Genomic DNA, 19,060 nt, shown 5'->3' on the forward strand with positions numbered 1-19,060 from the left:
CTCTCAGCCCGTGACCGCGACGAGCTTGCCGTCCTGGATGGTGCCGATCGAGGTGGCGAAGATGCCGACGCCGGTCTGGTCGAAGGCGAAGTCGCCGAGCAGGCCCTGATATCTGGTGGCGCGGATGGCGTCGGCGAGCGCCTTGCCGGTGGCCACGTTGCTGGTCTTCAGGGCGGTCAGCATGATCTGCGTGCCGTCGTAGGCCTTGGCCCCGTGCAGTTCGGCGTCCTCGTTGTACTTGGCCTTGTAGGCGGCGGCGAACTTCTTGGACGCGTCGCTGACCTCGTTGCTCAGGTAGGGCGAGCTGACGATGGTCTTCTCGGCCGCCTTGGCCCCGGCGGTGTCCAGGAAGACCGGGGTGCCTTGCGGCGCGGCACCGGCGAACGGGACGGTGATGCCCAGGTCCCGGGCCTGCTTGACGATCAGGCCGGACTCGACCTCCTCGGCGCCGACGAAGACGACCTGCGGGTTCTTCTGCCGGATGCCGGTGAGCACGGCCGAGAAGTCCTTCTGGTCGGTGGTGACGACCTGGTCGGCCACCGGGGTGACGTTCCGGGAGGTCAGCGCCTTGAGGAAGGCGTCGTGCTCGCCCTTGCCGTACGAGCCGTTGTTGGTGATCATCGCGATGCTCTTCAGGCCCTGCTGGTCGACGACGTACTTGGCCAGGGTCTCGTCGTAGGTGGTGCTGGTCGGCCCGTTGAGGAACAGGAACTCGGAGCCGGCCGCGACCAGGCCGGGCGACTGGCCGGAGGTGATGTTCGGGATCTCGGCCTGCTTGAGGATGGGCGCCATGGCGATGGTCACCGCGCTCTCGGCGGTGCCGATCATCGCGAGGTAGTTCTCGCTGTCGATCTTGCGGGCCAGGGTGGTGCCGGTGGTCGGGTCGCCCTGATCGTCGAAGACGTCGAGCTGGATCTGCCGGCCGTTGATGCCGCCGGCCGCGTTCCACTCGTCGACCGCGAGGCGGGCGCCCTTGAGCTCCCAGGCGCCGAGCGAGCTGAGCTGGCCGCTCTGCGCGTCGACCAGGGCGATCTTGATCGGCCCGTCGGTGGACCTGGTGTCGTTGTCGTTGCTGCCGGGGGCGCTGCAGGCGGCGCTGCCCAGGAGGAGGAGAACGGAGATTATGGCGGTGGCGCGAAGTCGGGGCACTTTCGTCTCACCTCTCTATTCGAATACACCTTGATAGATGTCCTTGATGTTCCAATGGCCGGGTGTGGGAACCGGTTCGTTGACCATCGGGACGTCGATGACCGCCGGGCGGCGGCGCTGGACGGCGGTCTTCAGGGCGACCGCCAGGTCACCCGGCGCCGTGATGTCGTAGCCGTCCAGGCCGCAGGCCCGCCCGAGAGCGGCGAAGTCCGGGCTGTACGGATTGCCGTCCGGGTCGGTGAAGTCGCAGCCGTAACTGCCGCCGAAGAAGGTGGCCTGCAGGTCGGAGATGGTGCCGTGGGCGCGGTTGTTCATCACCAGGAAGATCACCGGCAGCCCCTGCTCGGCGGCCATCGGCAGCGCCGGGAGCTGGGCGCTCATCCCGCCGTCGCCGATCAGGGCGACCACCACGCGGTCCGGTTCGGCGATCTGCACGCCGAGCGCCGCGGCCGGGCCGAACCCCATGGTGGACGCGCCGCCGGGCGTGATGAACCGGCCGGCCGCGGGCAACGGGTAGCACTGGGCGACACCGTTCTTGTTCCAGCCGACGTCGGTGACCAGGACCGCGTCGTCCGGGAGACTCGCGCGGAGGTCGGCCAGGATCCGTTCCGGCCGCAACGGGAACTGGTCGCTGCGGCCACGTTCGGCGCTGTCGGCGAACAGTTGCGTGCGAGCGGCCACGATCCGGTCCCGCAGACCCGGTTGCCGTCGGCCGTCCGGGCGTTGCCGGCGGGCCGCGGCCAGGATCCGTTCGACCGCCCGGCCCGCGTCGGCGACCACGCCGAGCTCGACCGGGTAGTTGCGGCCGATCTCGGCCGGGTCGATGTCGATCTGGATCAGCCGGGTCGGCGGGAAACGCCAGGTGTGCTCCGGGTTCCACGAGCTGGCGTCGGTCTCGGCGAAGCGGGTGGCGACGGCCAGGACCAGGTCGGCGTCGCGGGCGTAGTCGTTGGTCTCCTTCAGGCCCCAGAAACCGGGCATGCCCAGCAGCAGCGGGTGGTCGTCCGGCAGGGTGCCCTTGGCCATCAGCGAGTGGGCGACCGGGACGTCCAGATGCTCGGCCAGGGCTCGCAGGCGGTCGTCACCGCGCAGGCCGCCGCCGACGTAGATCAGCGGACGCTCGGCGCTCAGCAGCGCCTCGGCGATCCGCTCGGCGTCGGCCGGGGCCAGGTCCGGGCGGGCCACCGCCCGCGGCAGCGGGTGACTCGTCGCGGTCAGGGTGCGGTTGAACAGGTCCATCGGCACGTTGAGCAGCACCGCGCCGGGGCGGCCGCTGGTCGCGGTCCAGAACGCGCGCTCGGTGAACCGGGTCAGGTCCTCGACGCGGTGCACGTGCCAGGCCCGTTTGACGAATGGGCGGTAGATGGCCGTCTGGTCGGCGTCGGCGTGCAGGTTCACCTCCTGGTGCGGGTGGCGCCCGTACAGGTAGGAGGGAATGTCCCCGGAGATGGCGACCAGCGGGACCGAGTCCATCGCGGCCGTGGCGACGCCGGTGACCGCGTTCATCATTCCCGGGCCGACGTGCATCAGGACGACGGCCGGCTTGCCGGTGGACCGCGCGTAGCCGTCGGCGGCGTGCGCGGCGGTCTGCTCGTGGCGGGCGATGACGAACTCGATGTCGCTGCGGCCGATCGCGTCGAGCAGGGCGATGTTGGTGTGCCCGCAGGTCCCGAAGATCTTGGTCACGCCGTAGGCGCCGAGCTGGGCGACGAGGGCCTCGGCACCGGTGGTGGGTTCGGTCATCAGTTCTCACCCCAGATCGACTGGCCCCGGATCAGGAGCGTCTTGATCACCGTGTAGTCCTCGACCATGCAGTGCGGCGACTCCCGCCCGAATCCGGAGTCCTTGACCCCGCCGAACGGGACGTGGTCGAGCCGGAAGTTCGACGAGCCGTTGACGACCAGGCCGCCGACCTCGAGCTCGCGCCAGGCGGTGAGGATCCGCCCGAGGTCGCGGGTGAACAGGCCGGCCTGCAGTCCGAATCGGCTCGTGTTGCAGGTTTCCAGGACAGCATCGAAGCTTTCGTACGGGATGACGGCGACCAGCGCGCCGAACACCTCCTTGACGACCACGTCGGCGTCGGCCGCGGGCCCGGCCACCACGGTCGGCGCCAGCGTCGCGCCGTCCCGGGTGCCGCCCACGGTGATCCGCGCGCCCCCGTCGGCCGCCGCGGTCGCCCAGCCGAGCACGCGGGCGGCCGCCTGTTCGTCCACCATCGAGCCCACGTCGGTGCCGGGGTCGAGCGGGTCGCCCACGGTCAGCGCCGCCACCTCGGCGGTGAGCAGGTCGACGAACGTGTCGAAGGACTCCCGGGCCACGTAGACGCGCTGCACGGAGATGCAGCTCTGCCCGGAGTTGGTGTAGCCGGTGCGCGCGCAGACCTTGGCCGCCTCGGCCAGGTCGGCGTCCTCGCAGACGATGGTCGCCGCGTTCCCGCCCAACTCCAGGACGAGCCGTTTGGCGCCGGCCGCCCGGGCCACCGCGGCCCCGGTCTCGGCGCTGCCGGTGAAGCTGACGACCGCGACCTCGGGAGCTGCGCACAGGGCCGCGCCGACGTCGCCCCCGCCGTGCAGCAGCTGGACCGACTCCTCCGGGGCGCCGGCCTCCAGCAGCAGCGCGACCAGGGCGGCGGACACCGCCGGGGCCTGCGGTGGTGCTTTCACCAGGGTGCTGTTGCCGGCCGCGAAGGACGCGCCGAGCTTGTGCGCGAGCAGGTTGGCGGGCGCGTTGAACGGGGTGATAGCGAGCGCGACCCCGGCCGGCGCCCGGTAGGTCAGGGCCGTGTTACCGATGCCGCGGGCCCAGCCGGCCACCGGCAGCAGGCCGCCGCCGATCTGCCGGGCCTCGGCGGCGCAGACGTGGAAGGTGTCGGCGACCCGGTCCAGTTCGCCCCGGCCGTCCTTGACCGGCTTGCCCAGTTCCAGCGCGATGAGCCGGGCGAACTCGTCGCGCCGGGCGGCGGCCAGGGCGGCGGCCCGGTCCAGGATGGTCGCGCGGGTGGCCGGGGCCAGGCGTGCGACCGTGCGCGCGCCGGCCTTGGCGTACTCGGCGGCGAGCCGTACGTCGGCCGGTCCGGCGACGCGGGCCCGGCTGACCACGGCCCGGGTGAACGGGCCGACACGCTCGGCCGCGGGACCGTCGCCGACCCACTTGCCGGCCAGCAGGGAGGGCGCCGCGACGACGGCGCCGGGTGGGGTGTCGAGGATGGCGGACAGCATCGAGACCTCCAGAAGGTCCGCTACACGGACCACATATGGCTTTCTGGACCACTGTGTGGACTCCGGTGTAACGTACGGTTGGCCGCGAGCCGAAGGCAATAGGCGGACGTCGAAAAGTTACGAAGCGATGACACGCCGGCCGGGGCGGCAGAATCGCAGGTGTCCCGAACATCCGCGGTCACGCCACGGCTCGGCCCGCGGCGCGAGGAAGGAACGAAACCACCGTGACCAATGAGTCCGCCGACAGCCAGGGCGTGCGCAGCATCCAGCGCGCTCTGGACATCCTGTCGCTGCTCAGCGAGGACCGCCCGCTGATCGCCGTCCGCGACATCGTCGCCGCCACCGGCCTGGCCAAGACCACCGTCATCCGGATCGTGCAGACCCTGGAGCAGAGCGGTCTGCTGTGGGCGACCAGTTCCGGGTACATGGCCGGGCCGGGGCTGTGGCGGTGGGCGCACCTGGCCCGGCGCGGCTGGGAGCTTCCGCCGGAGACGCAACGGCTGATGCGCGAGCTGGCCGCCCGCGAACGAGAGACGGTCAACTTCTATGTCGTACGGGACATCGTGCGCGTCTGCATCGCCCAGCAGGAGTCCCCGCAACCGCTGCGGCACGTCGTCCACGTCGGTGACGAGCTGCCGCTGTGGGCCGGGGCGTCGGCCAAGATCCTGCTCCGTAACGCGTCGCCGGCGCTGCTGGAGCGGGTCGCGCGCTCGTCGCCGTACGGGGAAGGGCATGTCCGCCGGATGCGGGAGTGGATCGACGAGGCGACCGAGGCCGGGTTCGCGGTCAGCCACGGCGAGCGTGACACCGGGCTGTCCGCGGTCGCGGTCCCGATCCTCGGCCGGTCCGGGGCGGTCGTCGCGGCGCTGACGCTGAGCGGCCCGACGGTCCGTTTCACCGAGGAGCGGGTCACCGAGTTCGCCAAGGCGCTCGGCGCCGCCGCGGACCACCTGAACGAACGGGGTTTCGACCACCCCCTGTTCTGAGACACGACGGGAGAACCAGGCATGCACGACCGGCCGCTGGAAGGCGTACGCGTCCTCGATCTCACCAACGTCCTCGCCGGCCCCTACTGCACATACCATCTGGCGCTGCTCGGCGCCGAGGTCATCAAGATCGAGATCCCCGGTCGCGGCGACCTGGCGCGGCGGCTCGGGCCGGACCCGGAGCTGAACCGGGCCGCGCTCGGTGCGTCCTTCCTGGCCCAGAACGCCGGGAAGAAATCCGTCGAGCTCGACCTCAAGCAGCCGCCCGGCCGGGAGATCTTCGCCGACCTGGTCACCCGTGCCGACGTGCTGGTGGAGAACTACCGGGCCGGGGTGCTCGCGCGGATCGGCTTCCCGTGGGAGCGGTTGTCCGATCTCAACCCGGGGCTGATCTACTGCGCGATCAGCGGGTTCGGCCAGCACGGGCCGATGAGTCAGGCGCCCGCCTACGACCAGATCATCCAGGGCCTGTCCGGGATGATGTCGGTCACCGGCACCCCGGAGACGGCGCCGATGCGGGTCGGGTTCCCGGTCGCCGACACGGTCGGCGGGCTCAGCGCCGCACTGGCCGTCACCGCGGCGCTGGCCGGGCGGCAGCGCGACGGGCGGGGCCGGTTCCTGGACGTGTCCATGTTGGAGGCGTCGCTCTCGGCGATGGGCTGGGCCGTCTCCAACTATCTGGTCAGCGGGGTCGAGCCGCAGCCGATGGGCGACCAGAACGCGACCGCGGCGCCGTCCGGCACGTTCACCGCGCTGGACGGACCGCTCAACATCGCGGCCAACCGGCAGGAGCAGTTCGAGACGCTGTGCCGCCTGGTGGGCCGGGAGGACGTGATCGCCGACCCCCGGTTCGCCGAGCGGGAGGCCCGCAAGGCGCACCGCGCGGAGCTGAACGACCTGCTCAACGCCGCGTTGTCGAAACGGCCGGCGGCCGAGTGGGAACGCGAGCTGTCGGCCGCCGGTGTCCCGGCCGCGCGCATCCTGACCGTGGCCCAGGCGGTCGCCGCCGAGCAGGTCGCGCAGCGGGGATTCTTCGCCGACCTGCCGTTCCCGGCGGCGCTGGACCGGGAGGACGCGCTGCGGGTGTCGGGCAACGGTGTCCTCTTCGACGGGGAGCCGCTGGTGCCGGTGGCCGGGCCGCCGGTGCTCGGCGAACACAACGACGAGCTGCCGGAGCTGCTGAAACGCTGGTCCCTGCGGTAGCGTCGGCATCCCTCTAGACATGACGGCCGCCGGGGCCGGCCAGGCGGGCGAAGTCCGAGATCATCCGCGGCTCGTCCGGCGTGCGGCCGGTGAACAGCCGGAACGACGCCGCGGCCTGGGAGACCACCATGCCGCCGCCGTCGGCCACCCGCAGGCCGCGGTCGCGCGCCGCCCGGATCAGCTCGGTCTCCAACGGCCGGTAGATCACGTCGGCCACCCAGAGTCCCGCGTGCAGATGCTCGGGGGCGACCGGCACCCCGGGATGCCCTTCCATCCCGATCGGCGTCGCGTTGACCAGCCCGTCGGCCGTTTTCAGACGTTCCGGCGCGTCGGCCGGGCCGATGATCTCCACCGTCATCGACGGGTGCACGGACATGGCCCGGGCCAGCCGCCGGGCCCGCCCGGCGTCCAGGTCGGCCAGGGTCAGGCGCCGCACACCGGCCGCGGCCAGGGCCGATGCCACCGCCGCGCCGGCTCCCCCGGCGCCGAGCTGCACCACGTGCTCGAACGGGACGCCCGGCAGCGCGCGGCTCAGCCCGGCCGCGAACCCGTACCGGTCGGTGTTGTGTCCCACCGTCCGCCCGGGCTCGAACACGACGGTGTTCACCGCACCCAGTTCCGCGGCCTCGGGGCTGAGCTCGTCGAGGTATTCGAGGACCTCCTGCTTGGCCGGGTGCGTGATGTTGAGCCCGCGGAAGCCCAGTCCGCGGGCCGCAGCGAGCAGCTCGCCCACCGTCTGTCCCCGGTCGTGCAAGTCGATGAGCTGGTAGTAGTAGCGCAGACCCTGCCGGTCCGCTTCGAGTTCGTGCAGTGGCGGGCTCATCGAGGTGCCGATGCCGGCGCCGATGAGCCCCACCAGGAATCGCTGATCCGACCGGGTCACCACGGGACCACCGCCTTTTGTACGAACCAGTACGTTAGTTATGGAGGTAGACGACCGCCGATGTCAAGACGTTCGCCGTCGGCGACGATGTCCGTACCGGAAGCCGGGTTGGTGTTGTTGAGGTGGCTGAACCGGAACCGTGTCCGCGGATGCCGCGCCGCGTGCTCCCGCGACACCGCCATCGGCAGGTGCCCCATCGACCGCGCGCTCCCCGCCCGCCCGGTCGCCACGGTCAGCTCGTCCTCGCTCGCGAACGTGCCGTCCAGCAGCACGGAATCGGCCCCGTCGATGAACTCGTCGAAGGCCACGGTCCACTCGGGCAGGCAGGTCGCGTGGACGAAACTCGCCCCTCGGTGGGTGAAGCGCAGCGCGGAGACCCAATCCCCCGCCGGCATCCCCGCGGCATATCGCGGCCGTTTGACGCCGACCGTGAGCCGCCGGACCTCCAGGCCGCCGTCCAGCTCGGTCCCGATCTCACGCACGTCCAGTCCGGTGTAGCAGCCGAGCGTCGGCAGGAGCGGAAACGCACTGCTCAGGGCCGCTGTCACGGTCGCCGTCGCGAAGACCTGGAGTCCGACCGCCTCGCGCAGACTCAACAGGCCGAGAGTGTGATCCAATTCGGCCGTGGTGAGCAGGACGCCGCGCAGCGGGGTGTCCCGCAGTCCCGGCCCCGGCGCCAGCTCCGGCGTCGCCAGGATCCCGGCCCGCACGTCCGGCGCCGCGTTGATCAGATACCACGCGACGCCGTCCCCGCTGATCGCCACGGTGTCCTGAAGGCGCGATTCTCCGTCGCGCCGGGACCTTTCGCAGACGGCGCAGGCGCAATTCCACTGCGGGACTCCCCCACCCGCGGCGCTGCCGAGAATACGAATTCTCACCGATACCGCCGCGGGATCATCGCCGGCCGCGTGGTCACCGCGGTCGCCGCCACCAGACGGTCGTGATCGGGCGACAGCGCGCACGCCGGATCGGTCGCGGCCGCGTCCCCGGTCACCTGAAAGGCCTGGCACCGGCACCCGCCGAAGTCCACTTCCCGCAGCTCACAACTCCGGCACGGGGACGGCATCCAGGCCGTGCCGCGGAACCGCTCGAACAGCTCGGACCGAGACCAGATGTCGGCCAGACCCTGCTCCCGCACCGACGGCGCCGCCGGGCCGGGCAGCTGCCGAGCGGCCAGGCACGGCAGCACGACCCCGTCCGGGGCCACCGCGAACTGCCGCGACGCCCAGCCGTTCATGCACGGTTTCGGGCGCCCGGTGTGGTAATCCGGCTGCACATAAACAATTTCCAGAACACTTCCGAATTGCTTTCGTACGGCCTGAGCAGCCCGATCAGCCCGGCCGACCTGCTCCACGGTCGGCATCAGCGCCGCCCGGTTGAGCAGCCCCCAGCCGTAGAACTGGGTGTGCGCGAGTTCGAGCCGTTCCGCCCCGAGCCCGACCGCGAACGCGGCGATCTCCGCCACCCGCTCCACGTTGGCCGCGTGCAGCACCACGTTCACGGTCAGCGGCAGTCCCGCCGCCCGGACCAGCGCCGCCGCGGCGATCTTCCGGTCGTGCGCCCGCAGGCCGGCGATCGCGTCCGCCGACACCGCCGACGCGTCCTGAACCGACAGCTGCACATGATCGATATCGGCCAGCCGTGACGCGGACAGCCCCACGCCACTGGTCACCAGATTGGTGTACATGCCCAGTGCCCGCGCCCGCCCGGCCAACTCGGGCAGGTCCGGTCGCAGCGCCGGCTCGCCGCCGGAGAAGTGCACCTGCAGCACCCCGAGCGCCCGCGCCTGCTCCAGCACCCCGATCCACGCCGCGGTGTCCAGCTCCTCCCCTGAGGCCTGCACCGGGTTCGAGCAGTATCCGCAGCGCAGCGGGCACCGGTAGGTCAGTTCGGCCACCATCCCGATCGGCCGCCGGTCGGGGTCGTCGGCGGGCGAACCGGCGGCCCGGACGACCCGCGCCGGGCGGCCCCCGTCGACGAGCAGGCGCCGCCCGGCGAGATCGCCGAGCAGGTCCGCGACGTCGTCGGCGCTGACCCCCTCGTACGTCTCGGAAAGGATCGTGAGAATGTCGATCGTGTCGCGTCGGCCGTCGCAGGCCCGGAGCACGTCCGGTGCCGGCCCGTCGAGCAGCAGGCTGCCCTCGGGGTAGAGCAGCGCGTCCACCCCGCGGACCGGGTCGTGGACCAGCCGCACGCCGCGGGCCAGCCCCGGCCTCACGGGATCCCGCCCTGGTAGTCGACCGCGTCGAGAACGGCGCCGAGCACGTCGCATTTGAACGCGAGCGCGTCCACCGCGGCCCGCTGCTCGTCGGCGGTCCGGCAGTGGGTCAGCACCAGGTCGAGCGTGGACGCGGCGTCCCCGCGCACGACCAGGATGCGGTTCTCGAAATACGCGTAGCCGTCCGGCTTGATCCAGTCGTAGTGCCGGCGCCAGGCGACGATCCGGGCGGCCATCAGCTCGGGCGAGAACAGTTCGGTCAGCGCGGCGGCGACCGACTGCTTCCACGGCGCCGACCGGCAGAACTGCAGGTAGCCGTCGACCGCGAACCGGGTGCCGCGGGCCACGTGCCGCTCGTCGAGCAGTTCGCCCCGGTCGAGCCCGACGGCGTCCGCGAGGACCAGCCAGTCCTCGCGGGCGTCGCCGTCGAAGTAGGTGACCCGCTCGGCCCACCGCCGCCGGACTTCCGGCAGCGGGCAGGCGGCGACGATCGCGGCGTTCTTGCGGGCCAGAATGCTCTGGTAGTACCACCGGCTGGCCACCCACGAGCGGACCTCGCCCGGCGTGCACCCGCCGGCGTGAAGGCGCAGGTGGAACGGGTGACGGTCCCAGTAGCGCGGGGCCAGCGCCCGCAGTGCCGCCGCGAACCGGTCCCGGCTCAGCGGGTCCGGGGCCACGGCCAGCCGTCCCCGGAGTACGCGGAGACCTCCGGCCGCGACTCCAGGCACTGCGTCCTCGGCCTGGTCCACGTCTTCTTGGTCCGGGTGCTCTTCATGATCTTCCCTTCGAAGCCTGGTCAGGAGACGACGATCTTGCCGGTGCTCTGCGGGAACACGGCGTCGTTGTAGAAGTAGGTGCCGGGTGCGGTGAACGTGTGCGTGTACGAGTCGCCGGGCATCAGCACGCCGGTGTCGAACTCGTCGTCGAAGAACGACACGGCCGCGTGGGCGAAGCCGTTGTCGGCCGGGTTGACGAACGTGACCGTCGTGCCGGCCGCGACGGCCAGGTGCTGCGGGGACATCGCGTTCTGGGCCACGGTGTTCTCGGTCGGACCCGGTGTCCCGGCCGCCGAGTTCCACACCCGGCCGAGCGTCACCGTGGTGCCGGTGACCGCGGCGACCCGGATGTCGTTGCGCTTCGACGGCGGAGTCGGGGTGGGCGCGGGCCCGACGGTCCCGCCGAGCTTGAACGCCCACAGGTGGTCGCCCTTGGGGATGTCCGGGTAGGGCAGGCCGTTGCCGCCGGCCAGGACCGCGATGTACTGCTCGCCGTCGATCTCGTACGCGATCGGGCTGGTGTGCACGCCGGCGCCGGTCTGGAAACTCCAGAGCACGTCACCGCTGACGTCGTCCATGGCGTGCAGCACACCGTCCGGCCCGCCCTGGAACATCACCCGCCCGCCGGTGGTCAGGATGCCGTTGCCGTGGGCCAGGGACCACTCGCCGTCCCGGACCCAGACCGGCGTGTTGGTCGACGGGTCGACCGCGGCCAGCCCGCCGGCAAAGTACTCCCCCAGCGGCCGGGACGTGTTGACCCGCCCGTCGCGGGCGTTGGAGTACCCGGAGTTGATCAGCCCGTAGCCGACGTAGATCCACCCGGTGTGCGGGTTGAACGAGATCTGCGTCCAGTCGGCGCCACCGCCGGCGCCGGGGAACAGGATCACCGGCCGGTCCCAGTGCGGCGTGTACAGCCCGCCGGTCTCGTAGAACGGCACCGGCCGGGTCGCCTTGTCGATGCGCGGTTCCTGCGGGACGAACGGCTTTCCGCCCGGTAAGGGCTGGGTGGGCGCGGTCCTCTGCCGTACGTCCTGGGGTACCGCTTTCTCGGTCATGCCGTGCACCGCCTCCCCGGTGCGCCGGTCGAGGACGTAGTACATGCCGACCTTGCTGCCGTAGACGACGACCTTGCGGGTGCGCCGCTCGACCTGCACGTCGGCCAGCACCGGGGCCATCACGTTGTCCAGGTCCCAGATGTCGTGGTGAACGGACTGGAAATGCCAGCGCCGCTTGCCGGTCTTGGCCTCCAGGGCGACGATCGAGTTGGCGAACAGGTTGTCGCCGGCCCGCGAGGACCCGTCGGTGCGCGGCCACGGCCCGCTGAACGTCCAGTAGACGAGCCCGAGTTCGGGGTCGACGGCCGGGTGGATCCAGGGCACGCCGCCGCCGGTCCGCCAGGACTCGCCGGCCCACGTGTCGTGACCGAATTCGCCCGGCCCGGGGGCCGCCCAGAACGTCCAGGCGACCTCGCCGGTGGCGGCTTTCAACGCGTACGCCCGGCCGCGCGCTCCCCCGGTGCTGCCCTGCATGCCGACGTAGATCAGCCCGTCGAAGTAGACCACCGCGCCGGCCAGGGTTCCGGCCGAGCCGCCGGTGCCGTTGTCCTCGTCCGGGGTGATCAGCTGCCGCTGCCAGACGATCGCGCCGGTCTTCTGGTCGAGGGCGTGGACGATGTTGGCGCCGCTGGTCGAGAAGACTTTTCCCTCGCCGAGCGCGACGCCGCGCATGTTCGTCGTGCGGGTGCCGACGCTGGTCTTCCACTTGATCGCGCCGGTCCGGCCGTCGACGGCGAACACGTTCTGCTGGGTGGTCTGCACGTAGAGGACGCCGTCCTGCACCACCGGCGTGCTCTGCTGATGCTGGGCGGTGCTGCCGCCCTCCAGGTTGACGTGCCAGGCCCCGCCCAGCCGGCTCAGGTTGCGGCGGGTGATCCGGCTCAGGTCCGAGTGGTTGGTGTTCCCGAGGTCTCCACAGACCTTCGGAAAGTTCTTGCCGGGCCGACCAAAGGCCGACGATTGCCGGGGTACGGCGTCAGCGCCGCCCCGAAGTCCGGGAACGCCCAGACCGGCCGCACCGGCGGTCGCACCCGCCAGGAATTTCCTTCGTTCCACGACCCCTCCGCTCAGCTGCAGAACGGGAGGTTGCCCATGGCGGACAGGATCCCGTTGACGATGTGCTTCTTGAAGAAGGCCTGGCCCACGTATCCGGAGCCGTCGGTCCAGGCCGCCGAGTCGTGCCCGAGCGCGGTCACCCAGGAGCGGCCGCCGTCGTAGTACTGGCACCACGAGATCGGGTGGAACTTCCCGTGACCGGGGTGGGTCGCCGACTTCGTCGCCAGGCTGGACTCGTCCACCGCGAGCAGGAACTTCACCCGGGTCGGGAACGGCAGCCAGTTGTACCACTCGTCCTTGAAGTCCCATGTCGGCGGCAGCCCCACGGTCGACGAGTCCTGGGCCAGGGTGACGACCGTGCCGGCCTGCAGCGCGCCGTGGTCGTAGTACTGGGTGCCGCCGCTGAGCCCCTCGTAGTACGGCCAGTTGTACTCGGTGCCGCCGATCGCGTTGTGGATGCCGACGAACCCGCCGCCGGCCCGCACGTACTGCCGCAGCGCGGTCTTCCCGGCGTCCAGGTGGGCACCGGTGGTCGTGTTCACGGCGGCCGCCGGCTGCACCGCGGTGCCGTGCTTCCAGAGCGTGTCCCGGCTGGTGCTGCCGAAGATCACCGCCTTGTACGTGCTGCCGATGCCGGGCAGCTGGGTGACGTCCTCGGTCCAGTCGACGCCGACACCGACCTCACCGAGCCACTTGACGACCGCGTTCTGCAGCACGTGGGCCGGGGTCAGCGGCGGATTCAGCCCGGCCGCGAGGGCGGGCCCGAGATGCGCGTGCCGCGGACCCGCGGTACGCGTGTAGAGCAGCACCCGGTCCTGCCGGTTGCTCACCCACGGGTGGTAGGACGCGGGCACCCGGCCGCGGACCACGTTGTAGTACGGGTCGAAGTACTGCTCCTGGCCGTGCGGAACGGTCGTCGTGATCGGCTGCTTGGTCGTGGGCTCCCGGCCGCCGGCGTGCCGGTCGCCGGCCACGGCCGGGGCGGACGCGGTGGTGGCCGCGGCCGCGGTCGCCGCGGCCGCGCCCCGCAGGACCGCACGTCGGGGAAGTTTCGCCATGGAGTTGCCGCCTTTCCGGCGTTGGTCCACCAGGCGGACCTGGTGAACCGCTCTAAGGTCCGGCTCAATATAGGGACGTTGTTTCAGGATGCGCAAGCATCGATGACGTTCCACTGTTCAGACCATCTGGACCACTAAGCGGACCGCGGTTACAGTGCCGGTATGACGGACACCGAGGTCGCTGACTGGTGGGGCACCGCGGTGTCCCGCATCGAGCCGGATCGCATCGAGCTGCGCGGCATCCCGGTCCAGGACCTGATCGGCACCACCGGCTTCGGAGCGATGATCTGGCTGATGCTGCGCGGGTCACGTCCGAGCGCGGAGCAGGCCCGGCTGCTGGAGGCGGCCCTGGTGGCCGGGGTGGACCACGGGCCGCACGCGCCGTCGATCGCGGTCGCCCGGATCGCCGCCACCTGCGGGGTCGGCATCAACAACGCGATGGCCAGCGCGATCAATACGCTCGGCGACTCGCACGGCGGCGCCGGTCAGCAGTGCGTCGAGCTGCTGCGGGAGATCGTCGACAGCGGGACGCCGGCGGCCGAGGTGGTCGCCGCCTGGCAGGCCCGCGGGATCCGCTACCTGCCCGGTTTCGGGCACCGGTTCCACACCCGGGACCCGCGGCGCGATCCGCTGCTGGCGCTGGTCGACCGGGCGGTCACGGCCGGGACGGTGTCCGGCGAGTTCGTGGCGGCGGCCCGCGCGGTCGAGGCCGTCCTCAACCGGGGACGCCACCGGCCGGTGCCGATGAACATCGACGGCGCCACCGCCGTCATCTACGCCGAGCTGGGATTCCCGCCGGAACTGGCCCGCGGCCTGTTCGTGCTCAGCCGCAGCGTCGGTGTCCTCGCCCACGCCTGGGAGGAGATCGGCCAGGGCCGCCGCAACAAGGGCCCGATCCCGCCCGCCGTCCGCCCGACCTACCTGGGGTGACGCCATGCTGTCCATCGCCACCGTCGGCCTCTCCGGGATCCTCGACGACAAGCTGGCCGCGGCCGCCGCGGCCCGCTTCCAGGGCATCGAGCTGGCCGAGAGTGACCTGGTCGCCTCGCCGTGGTCGCCGGCGCGGATCCGGCAGGAGTGCGCGCGCCGCGGGCTGACCGTCGACCTCTATCAGGCGCCGCGCGACGTCGAGGCCGTGCCGCCGCGGGAGTTCGCGGTGACCGTGCGCTGGGCCGAGCGGACTTTCGCCGTACTGGAGCAATTGGGTTCGACAACGCTCCTGGTGCGCTCCTCCGTGTCACCGGACAGCGTGGACGACGACGACCTGGCCGCCGAGCAGCTCGCCGAGCTGGCGGAACGGGCCGCGGCGCGGGGTCTGCGGATCGCCTACGAGCCGCAGGCGCAGGGGCGGTTCGTGAACACGTACGCGCGGGCCTGGCGGATCGTGCGGCGGGCCGGTCATCCGGCATTGGGGTTGTGCCTGGACAGCTTCCACGTGCTGGCGACCGGGGACGACCCGGCCGGGATCCGGGTGATCCCCGGCGACAGGATCTTCCGGTTGCAGGTGGCCGACTCGGCCAACCGGCAGCAGCGGGTGCTGCCCGGGCTGGGCGAATTCGACCTGACCGGGTTCGTCGCGCACGTGCTGAGCACCGGCTACGACGGGCCGCTGTCGGTCGAGGTGTTCAACGACGTCTACCGGCAGGAGGATCCGCGGCATGCGGCGATCGACGCGATGCGCTCGCTGCTGGTCCTGCAGGAGGCGGTCGGGCCGGGCCGGGGCGGGCTGCCGCCGGCGCCGGAGCTCGGCGGGCACGCGTTCACCGAGATCGCGGTCGACGACGTCTCCGGGCCGCGGGTGGCCGGGGCGCTGACCGGGCTCGGCTTCGCGCACGCCGGGCAGCACCGCACCAAGCCGGTCCAGCTCTGGGATCAGAACGGCGCGCGTGTCCTGCTCAACTTCGGATCCCAGCGTACGGTCGCGCCCGGCACCGCCGCGATCTGCGCTCTCGCCGTGTCCAGTGCCGACCCGGTCGCCTCCACCCGGCGGGCCGAAATGCTGCTCGCCCCGGTGTTGCCGCGCCTGCGCGAGCCGGGCGAGGCCGAGCTGAACTCGATCGCCGCGCCCGACGGGACGGCCGTCTTCCTGGTCCGGACCGGCGCCGACCAGGACACCTGGCTGCGGGACTTCCAGGTGACCGGCAGCGCGGCGACCCCGGCCGGGATCACCGGCATCGACCACGTGTCGCTGACCACCTCGGTCGACGCGTTCGACGAGGACACGCTCTTCTACCGGGCACTGTTCGGCCTGACGGTCACCGGGGCGGCCGAGGTGGCGGCCCCGTTCGGGATGATCCGGAGCCGGTCGGCGACCGATGCCGGTCAGCGGGTGCGGATCGCGCTCAACACCGCCCCGCTGCGGCGCGGCGACTGGGCGCCGACGGTGGCCGATCCGCAGTACGTCGCGTTCCGCACCGACGACGCGGTGGCCAGCGCGCGGACCATGCGCGACCTCGGCTTCCCGCGGCTGGAGATCCCGGAGAACTACTACACCGACCTGGACGCGCGGCTCGACCTGCCGGCCGGGCTGCTCGACGACCTGCGCGAGCACTCGATCCTCTACGACCGGGACGAGCACGGCACCTACCTGCACTTCTACACCGAGATCCTGGGCTCGCGGCTGTTCTTCGCGGTGATCCAGCGGGTCGGGGACCATCGTGGCTACGGCGGGGCGGTGAGCTCGCCCGTACGGATGGCGGCTCATCGATCGCGACGGCTGCACGCCCTGCGGGAACGGGAGACCGACACCCGGCACGACTTCTCGCTCGCGCATCTGACCGCGCTGAGCCTGTCCCCGCCGGAACTGGTCGACGCGGCGGCCGACGGCGGCTACCGGTACGTCGGCCTGCGGCTGACCCGGGTGACGCCCCAGGAGCCGCACTATCCGCTGGCCACCGACCCGGCGCTGATGCGCACCACCAAGGTCCGGCTGGCCGCGACCGGCGTCGAGGTGCTCGACATCGAGCTGGCCCGGATCAGCCCGGACGACGACCCGGACGACTTCCGGCGCTTCCTGGAGGCGGGCGCCGAACTGGGCGCGCGGCACGTCATCGCCCAGCTGCCGGACCCGGACCGCAACCGCAAGATCGACCGGTACGCGCGGCTGTGCGAGCTGGCCCGCCCGTTCGGCCTGACCCTGGACCTGGAGTTCCCGTCCTGGACGGAGACGCCGGACCTGCACACGGCGGTGCGGATCCTGCGCGAGGCGGCCCAGCCCAACGCCGGGATCCTGGTCGACCTGCTGCACTTCGCGCGCTCCGGGTCCAGCATCGCCGAGCTGCGGCAACTACCGCCCGAGTGGTTCCACTTCGTGCACGTGTGCGACGCCCCGCCGACCGTGCCGGCCACCAACGAGGGCCTGATCCACACCGCACGGTTCGAGCGGCTGTTCCCGGGCGAGGGCGGCATCGACATCCACGGCATCCTGGACGCGCTGCCGCCCGGGCTGCCCTACGCGCTGGAGATCCCCCGGGCCACCCTGGTCGCGCAGGTCGGCGGCAAACAGCACGCGCGGATGGCGCTGGCCGCGACCAGGGATTACCTGGCTAACGGCGCCACGCCTCCCGGATGTTGACGAGCAGCACCAGGACCGCGGCCAGGAAGAAGACGAACGTCACGACGTACGCCCCGTCGAGCCACAGCACGGCCAGGATCGCCACCGCCACGCAGGCCAGGACCAGGCGCAACAGCACGGCCAGGAACTTCCCGCGGACCGCGCCCTCGACGGTGAGCAGCACCAGGAGCAGGATCAGGGCGGTCTTCGACCCGGCCACCCCGAACGGATTCACCACCGCGCCCAGGGCGAGCAGGATCAGTGGGGTGCTCAGCACCGCCCACCAGGAGCGGGCGCGGCCGAGCAGCCCGGTCTGCGGTTCCATCGGCAGCCGCCGGTGCTGCAGGTGGGCGTGCGGGTCGTGCGCGACCGGGGTGGCGGTGGTTGCCCGTTTCTGTTCATCGGCCAGGCGGGTCCGTTCCATCCGCAGGCCGAGGAGCCGCTGCTCGTCGGCGAGCAGACCGCGCACCTCGGGCGCGGCCACCGGCAGGCCGGCCGCGGCGACCGCCAGATCGTGGCGCAGGGTGTCGATCTCCCGGTCCAGGGCGGCCAGCCGCTCGCCGTTCTGCCGGGTGCGGATCTCGATGAGCTGCTGCTCGGCCTGCGGGTTGGGGACGACCTTGGCCAGTCCGGCCCAGCCGACCGGGTCGGCCCAGGACTGCCGGACCGTGCCGTTGCGGCTGTAGCGCGGACCGGCCGGGCCCCGCTCGCCGCCCAGCCGGTCCCGGGTGTCGCGGCCCCACAGGCCGCGGAAGTCGCGCACCCACGGGGTCTCGTCGCCGATCAGGGTCGGATTCCAGCCCTCGGCCTGTCCGGGACCGATCATGCGGCCGTCGCCGCGGGCGTAGTCCACGTACGGGATACCGACGTTGTGCCGGTCCTCGGCCGACCACGGGGCCAGCAGTCGCGCCGAACCGCGGAGCGCGCCGACCAGCCCGCGCAGCTTCGGCGGCCGTACCGTGATCAGATAATCGCCCGGAAGATAAGCGCCGGAGTGCGAGCCGGCGCCGACGAAGACCACCGGATGGCGGCCGCCGTGGACCGTCAGGTCCGGGTCGTCCCACCGCCGGCGCAGGTCGTCGCCGGTCTCGTCGTGGGCCGAGAAGACCACCCACCGGGCCGGGGGCAGCCCGTCCGGCCCGGTCGCGCCGGTGCCGTCCAGATAGACGGTGACCTGCTCCCAGTCGGCCTCGTGCTCGTTGACCCCGCCGAACGCCGACCGCCAGTTGTTGAACGAGTAGAAGTACCAGTACTGGCAGACGATCCACGGATCGTCCCGCAGGACGCGGCCGTAGTAGGTGGGCTGATCCGGCCGCAGATGGTCACGCTGCAGCAGGAACGAGCGGGCCGCACTGCCGCCCGGGACACTGCCGCGGAACAGCAGCGAGAACCGGTTCATGGCGTCGACCAGGCGCGCGGTCAGGCCGACCGAGGCCAGGCGGCTGGCCCGGGCCAGGTGCGGCGGGCGCTCCCGCAGCGGGATGTGCGCCAGATGTTTCTCGGTGCCGCCGATCCCGGACAGTGAATGCTTGAGCCCCTGCTCGGCCCCGCCGGCGGCGGCCAGGGAGTCCAGGTTCAGGCCGCCCGGCGGCACGATCCGGGCCGGGCTGCGGCCCGGGTCGACCCGCCACAGACTGGCCTGCTCGACGTAGCGCTGCACCGAGACCGGGTAGAACCATTCACCCTCCGTGAACTTGGCCACCGGTTCGAAGGCGCGCAGCAACGCCAGGTCTTCCTCGATGCCCAAGCCGATCCGTATCCCTTCCCCGTCGCCACCCGAGGCTATCGGCCGCCCGCCCGGCCCCGACAGTGGCCTCTGGGTATGACCCGTTCGGTATGAATACCCGGGGGATTCGATCACTGAGACTTATATAGCTGTCTATACAACCTTGGTGAACGGAGCAC

14 protein-coding genes are annotated in these 19,060 nt (G+C 71.8%); 4 read left to right on the forward strand and 10 right to left on the reverse strand.

The window, feature by feature from the left end; translation table 11 throughout:
* Positions 1-3 precede the first annotated feature (3 nt).
* From ACSHV8_RS17425 to ACSHV8_RS17435, 3 genes are read right to left on the reverse strand one after another with little or no spacing between them, the layout of a single operon-like run.
* A complete protein-coding gene (locus tag ACSHV8_RS17425; protein WP_436534298.1) occupies positions 4-1,149 on the reverse strand; it encodes an ABC transporter substrate-binding protein in 1,146 nt (381 codons plus the stop codon).
* Positions 1,150-1,164: 15 nt separating this feature from the next.
* Positions 1,165-2,892 (reverse strand): thiamine pyrophosphate-binding protein, encoded by a 1,728-nt coding sequence (locus ACSHV8_RS17430; RefSeq protein ID WP_436534300.1) that lies wholly within the window; start codon positions 2,890-2,892, stop codon positions 1,165-1,167.
* Entirely contained in the window at positions 2,892-4,367 is a 1,476-nt protein-coding gene (locus ACSHV8_RS17435) for an aldehyde dehydrogenase family protein (RefSeq protein WP_436534301.1), read from the reverse strand. The genes ACSHV8_RS17430 and ACSHV8_RS17435 overlap by 1 nt, the downstream gene beginning before the upstream one ends.
* A gap of 224 nt (positions 4,368-4,591) precedes the next feature.
* Here ACSHV8_RS17435 and ACSHV8_RS17440 point away from each other — a divergent pair, with 224 nt between their 5' ends.
* Complete coding sequence (locus ACSHV8_RS17440; RefSeq protein ID WP_436534303.1) at positions 4,592-5,353, forward strand: IclR family transcriptional regulator; 762 nt, start codon at positions 4,592-4,594, stop codon at positions 5,351-5,353.
* 21 nt (positions 5,354-5,374) lie between these two features.
* Positions 5,375-6,556 (forward strand): CaiB/BaiF CoA transferase family protein, encoded by a 1,182-nt coding sequence (locus ACSHV8_RS17445; protein ID WP_436534305.1) that lies wholly within the window; start codon positions 5,375-5,377, stop codon positions 6,554-6,556.
* Between the two features lie 13 nt (positions 6,557-6,569).
* Here the strand turns inward: ACSHV8_RS17445 and ACSHV8_RS17450 are convergent, their stop codons facing one another.
* From ACSHV8_RS17450 to ACSHV8_RS17475, 6 genes are all read right to left on the reverse strand, one after another.
* Positions 6,570-7,442: a shikimate dehydrogenase gene (locus tag ACSHV8_RS17450; RefSeq protein ID WP_436534307.1), complete on the reverse strand. Its 873-nt coding sequence runs from the start codon at positions 7,440-7,442 to the stop codon at positions 6,570-6,572.
* 35 nt (positions 7,443-7,477) lie between these two features.
* Positions 7,478-8,401 carry a pyrroloquinoline quinone biosynthesis protein PqqB gene (gene pqqB, locus ACSHV8_RS17455; RefSeq protein WP_436534312.1) on the reverse strand — a complete coding sequence of 308 codons (924 nt, stop codon included), beginning with the start codon at positions 8,399-8,401 and terminating at the stop codon, positions 7,478-7,480.
* Complete coding sequence (gene pqqE, locus ACSHV8_RS17460; protein WP_436534314.1) at positions 8,314-9,657, reverse strand: pyrroloquinoline quinone biosynthesis protein PqqE; 1,344 nt, start codon at positions 9,655-9,657, stop codon at positions 8,314-8,316. The genes pqqB and pqqE overlap by 88 nt, the downstream gene beginning before the upstream one ends.
* Positions 9,654-10,334 (reverse strand): pyrroloquinoline-quinone synthase PqqC, encoded by a 681-nt coding sequence (locus ACSHV8_RS17465; RefSeq protein ID WP_436534315.1) that lies wholly within the window; start codon positions 10,332-10,334, stop codon positions 9,654-9,656. Before ACSHV8_RS17465 ends, pqqE begins: the two co-directional genes overlap by 4 nt.
* Positions 10,335-10,453: 119 nt before the next feature.
* The gene (locus tag ACSHV8_RS17470; protein ID WP_436534317.1) at positions 10,454-12,544 is read right to left on the reverse strand and encodes an outer membrane protein assembly factor BamB family protein; all 2,091 of its coding nucleotides are present in this window, start codon (positions 12,542-12,544) and stop codon (positions 10,454-10,456) included.
* A gap of 11 nt (positions 12,545-12,555) precedes the next feature.
* Positions 12,556-13,602 (reverse strand): ThuA domain-containing protein, encoded by a 1,047-nt coding sequence (locus tag ACSHV8_RS17475; RefSeq protein ID WP_436534318.1) that lies wholly within the window; start codon positions 13,600-13,602, stop codon positions 12,556-12,558.
* Between the two features lie 162 nt (positions 13,603-13,764).
* On the opposite strand from ACSHV8_RS17475, the gene ACSHV8_RS17480 reads away from it, so the two are divergent.
* Both ACSHV8_RS17480 and ACSHV8_RS17485 read left to right on the forward strand, forming a co-directional pair.
* Positions 13,765-14,532, forward strand: coding sequence for a citryl-CoA lyase (locus ACSHV8_RS17480; RefSeq protein WP_436534320.1), 768 nt, complete (start codon positions 13,765-13,767; stop codon positions 14,530-14,532).
* Positions 14,533-14,536: 4 nt separating this feature from the next.
* On the forward strand, positions 14,537-17,176 hold the full coding sequence (locus ACSHV8_RS17485; protein ID WP_436534322.1) for a TIM barrel protein: 2,640 nt from the start codon (positions 14,537-14,539) through the stop codon (positions 17,174-17,176).
* Here ACSHV8_RS17485 and ACSHV8_RS17490 read toward each other — a convergent pair.
* On the reverse strand, positions 17,148-18,902 hold the full coding sequence (locus ACSHV8_RS17490; protein ID WP_436534324.1) for a hypothetical protein: 1,755 nt from the start codon (positions 18,900-18,902) through the stop codon (positions 17,148-17,150). The genes ACSHV8_RS17485 and ACSHV8_RS17490 overlap by 29 nt on opposite strands.
* Between the last annotated feature and the right edge of the window lie 158 nt (positions 18,903-19,060).

It is taken from the genome of Actinoplanes sp. HUAS TT8, assembly GCF_051380535.1.
In the GTDB taxonomy this organism is placed as follows: Bacteria; Actinomycetota; Actinomycetes; order Mycobacteriales; family Micromonosporaceae; genus Actinoplanes.

What these genes read in the sequence shown, in the direction of transcription:
- ACSHV8_RS17430 (WP_436534300.1), bottom strand. Translation starts at nt 2,892, where the DNA reads ATGACCGAACCCACCACCGGTGCCGAGGCCCTCGTCGCCCAGCTCGGC.
- ACSHV8_RS17485 (WP_436534322.1), top strand. Translation starts at nt 14,537, where the DNA reads ATGCTGTCCATCGCCACCGTCGGCCTCTCCGGGATCCTCGACGACAAG.
- ACSHV8_RS17445 (WP_436534305.1), top strand. Translation starts at nt 5,375, where the DNA reads ATGCACGACCGGCCGCTGGAAGGCGTACGCGTCCTCGATCTCACCAAC.
- ACSHV8_RS17480 (WP_436534320.1), top strand. Translation starts at nt 13,765, where the DNA reads ATGACGGACACCGAGGTCGCTGACTGGTGGGGCACCGCGGTGTCCCGC.
- ACSHV8_RS17475 (WP_436534318.1), bottom strand. Translation starts at nt 13,602, where the DNA reads ATGGCGAAACTTCCCCGACGTGCGGTCCTGCGGGGCGCGGCCGCGGCG.
- ACSHV8_RS17435 (WP_436534301.1), bottom strand. Translation starts at nt 4,367, where the DNA reads ATGCTGTCCGCCATCCTCGACACCCCACCCGGCGCCGTCGTCGCGGCG.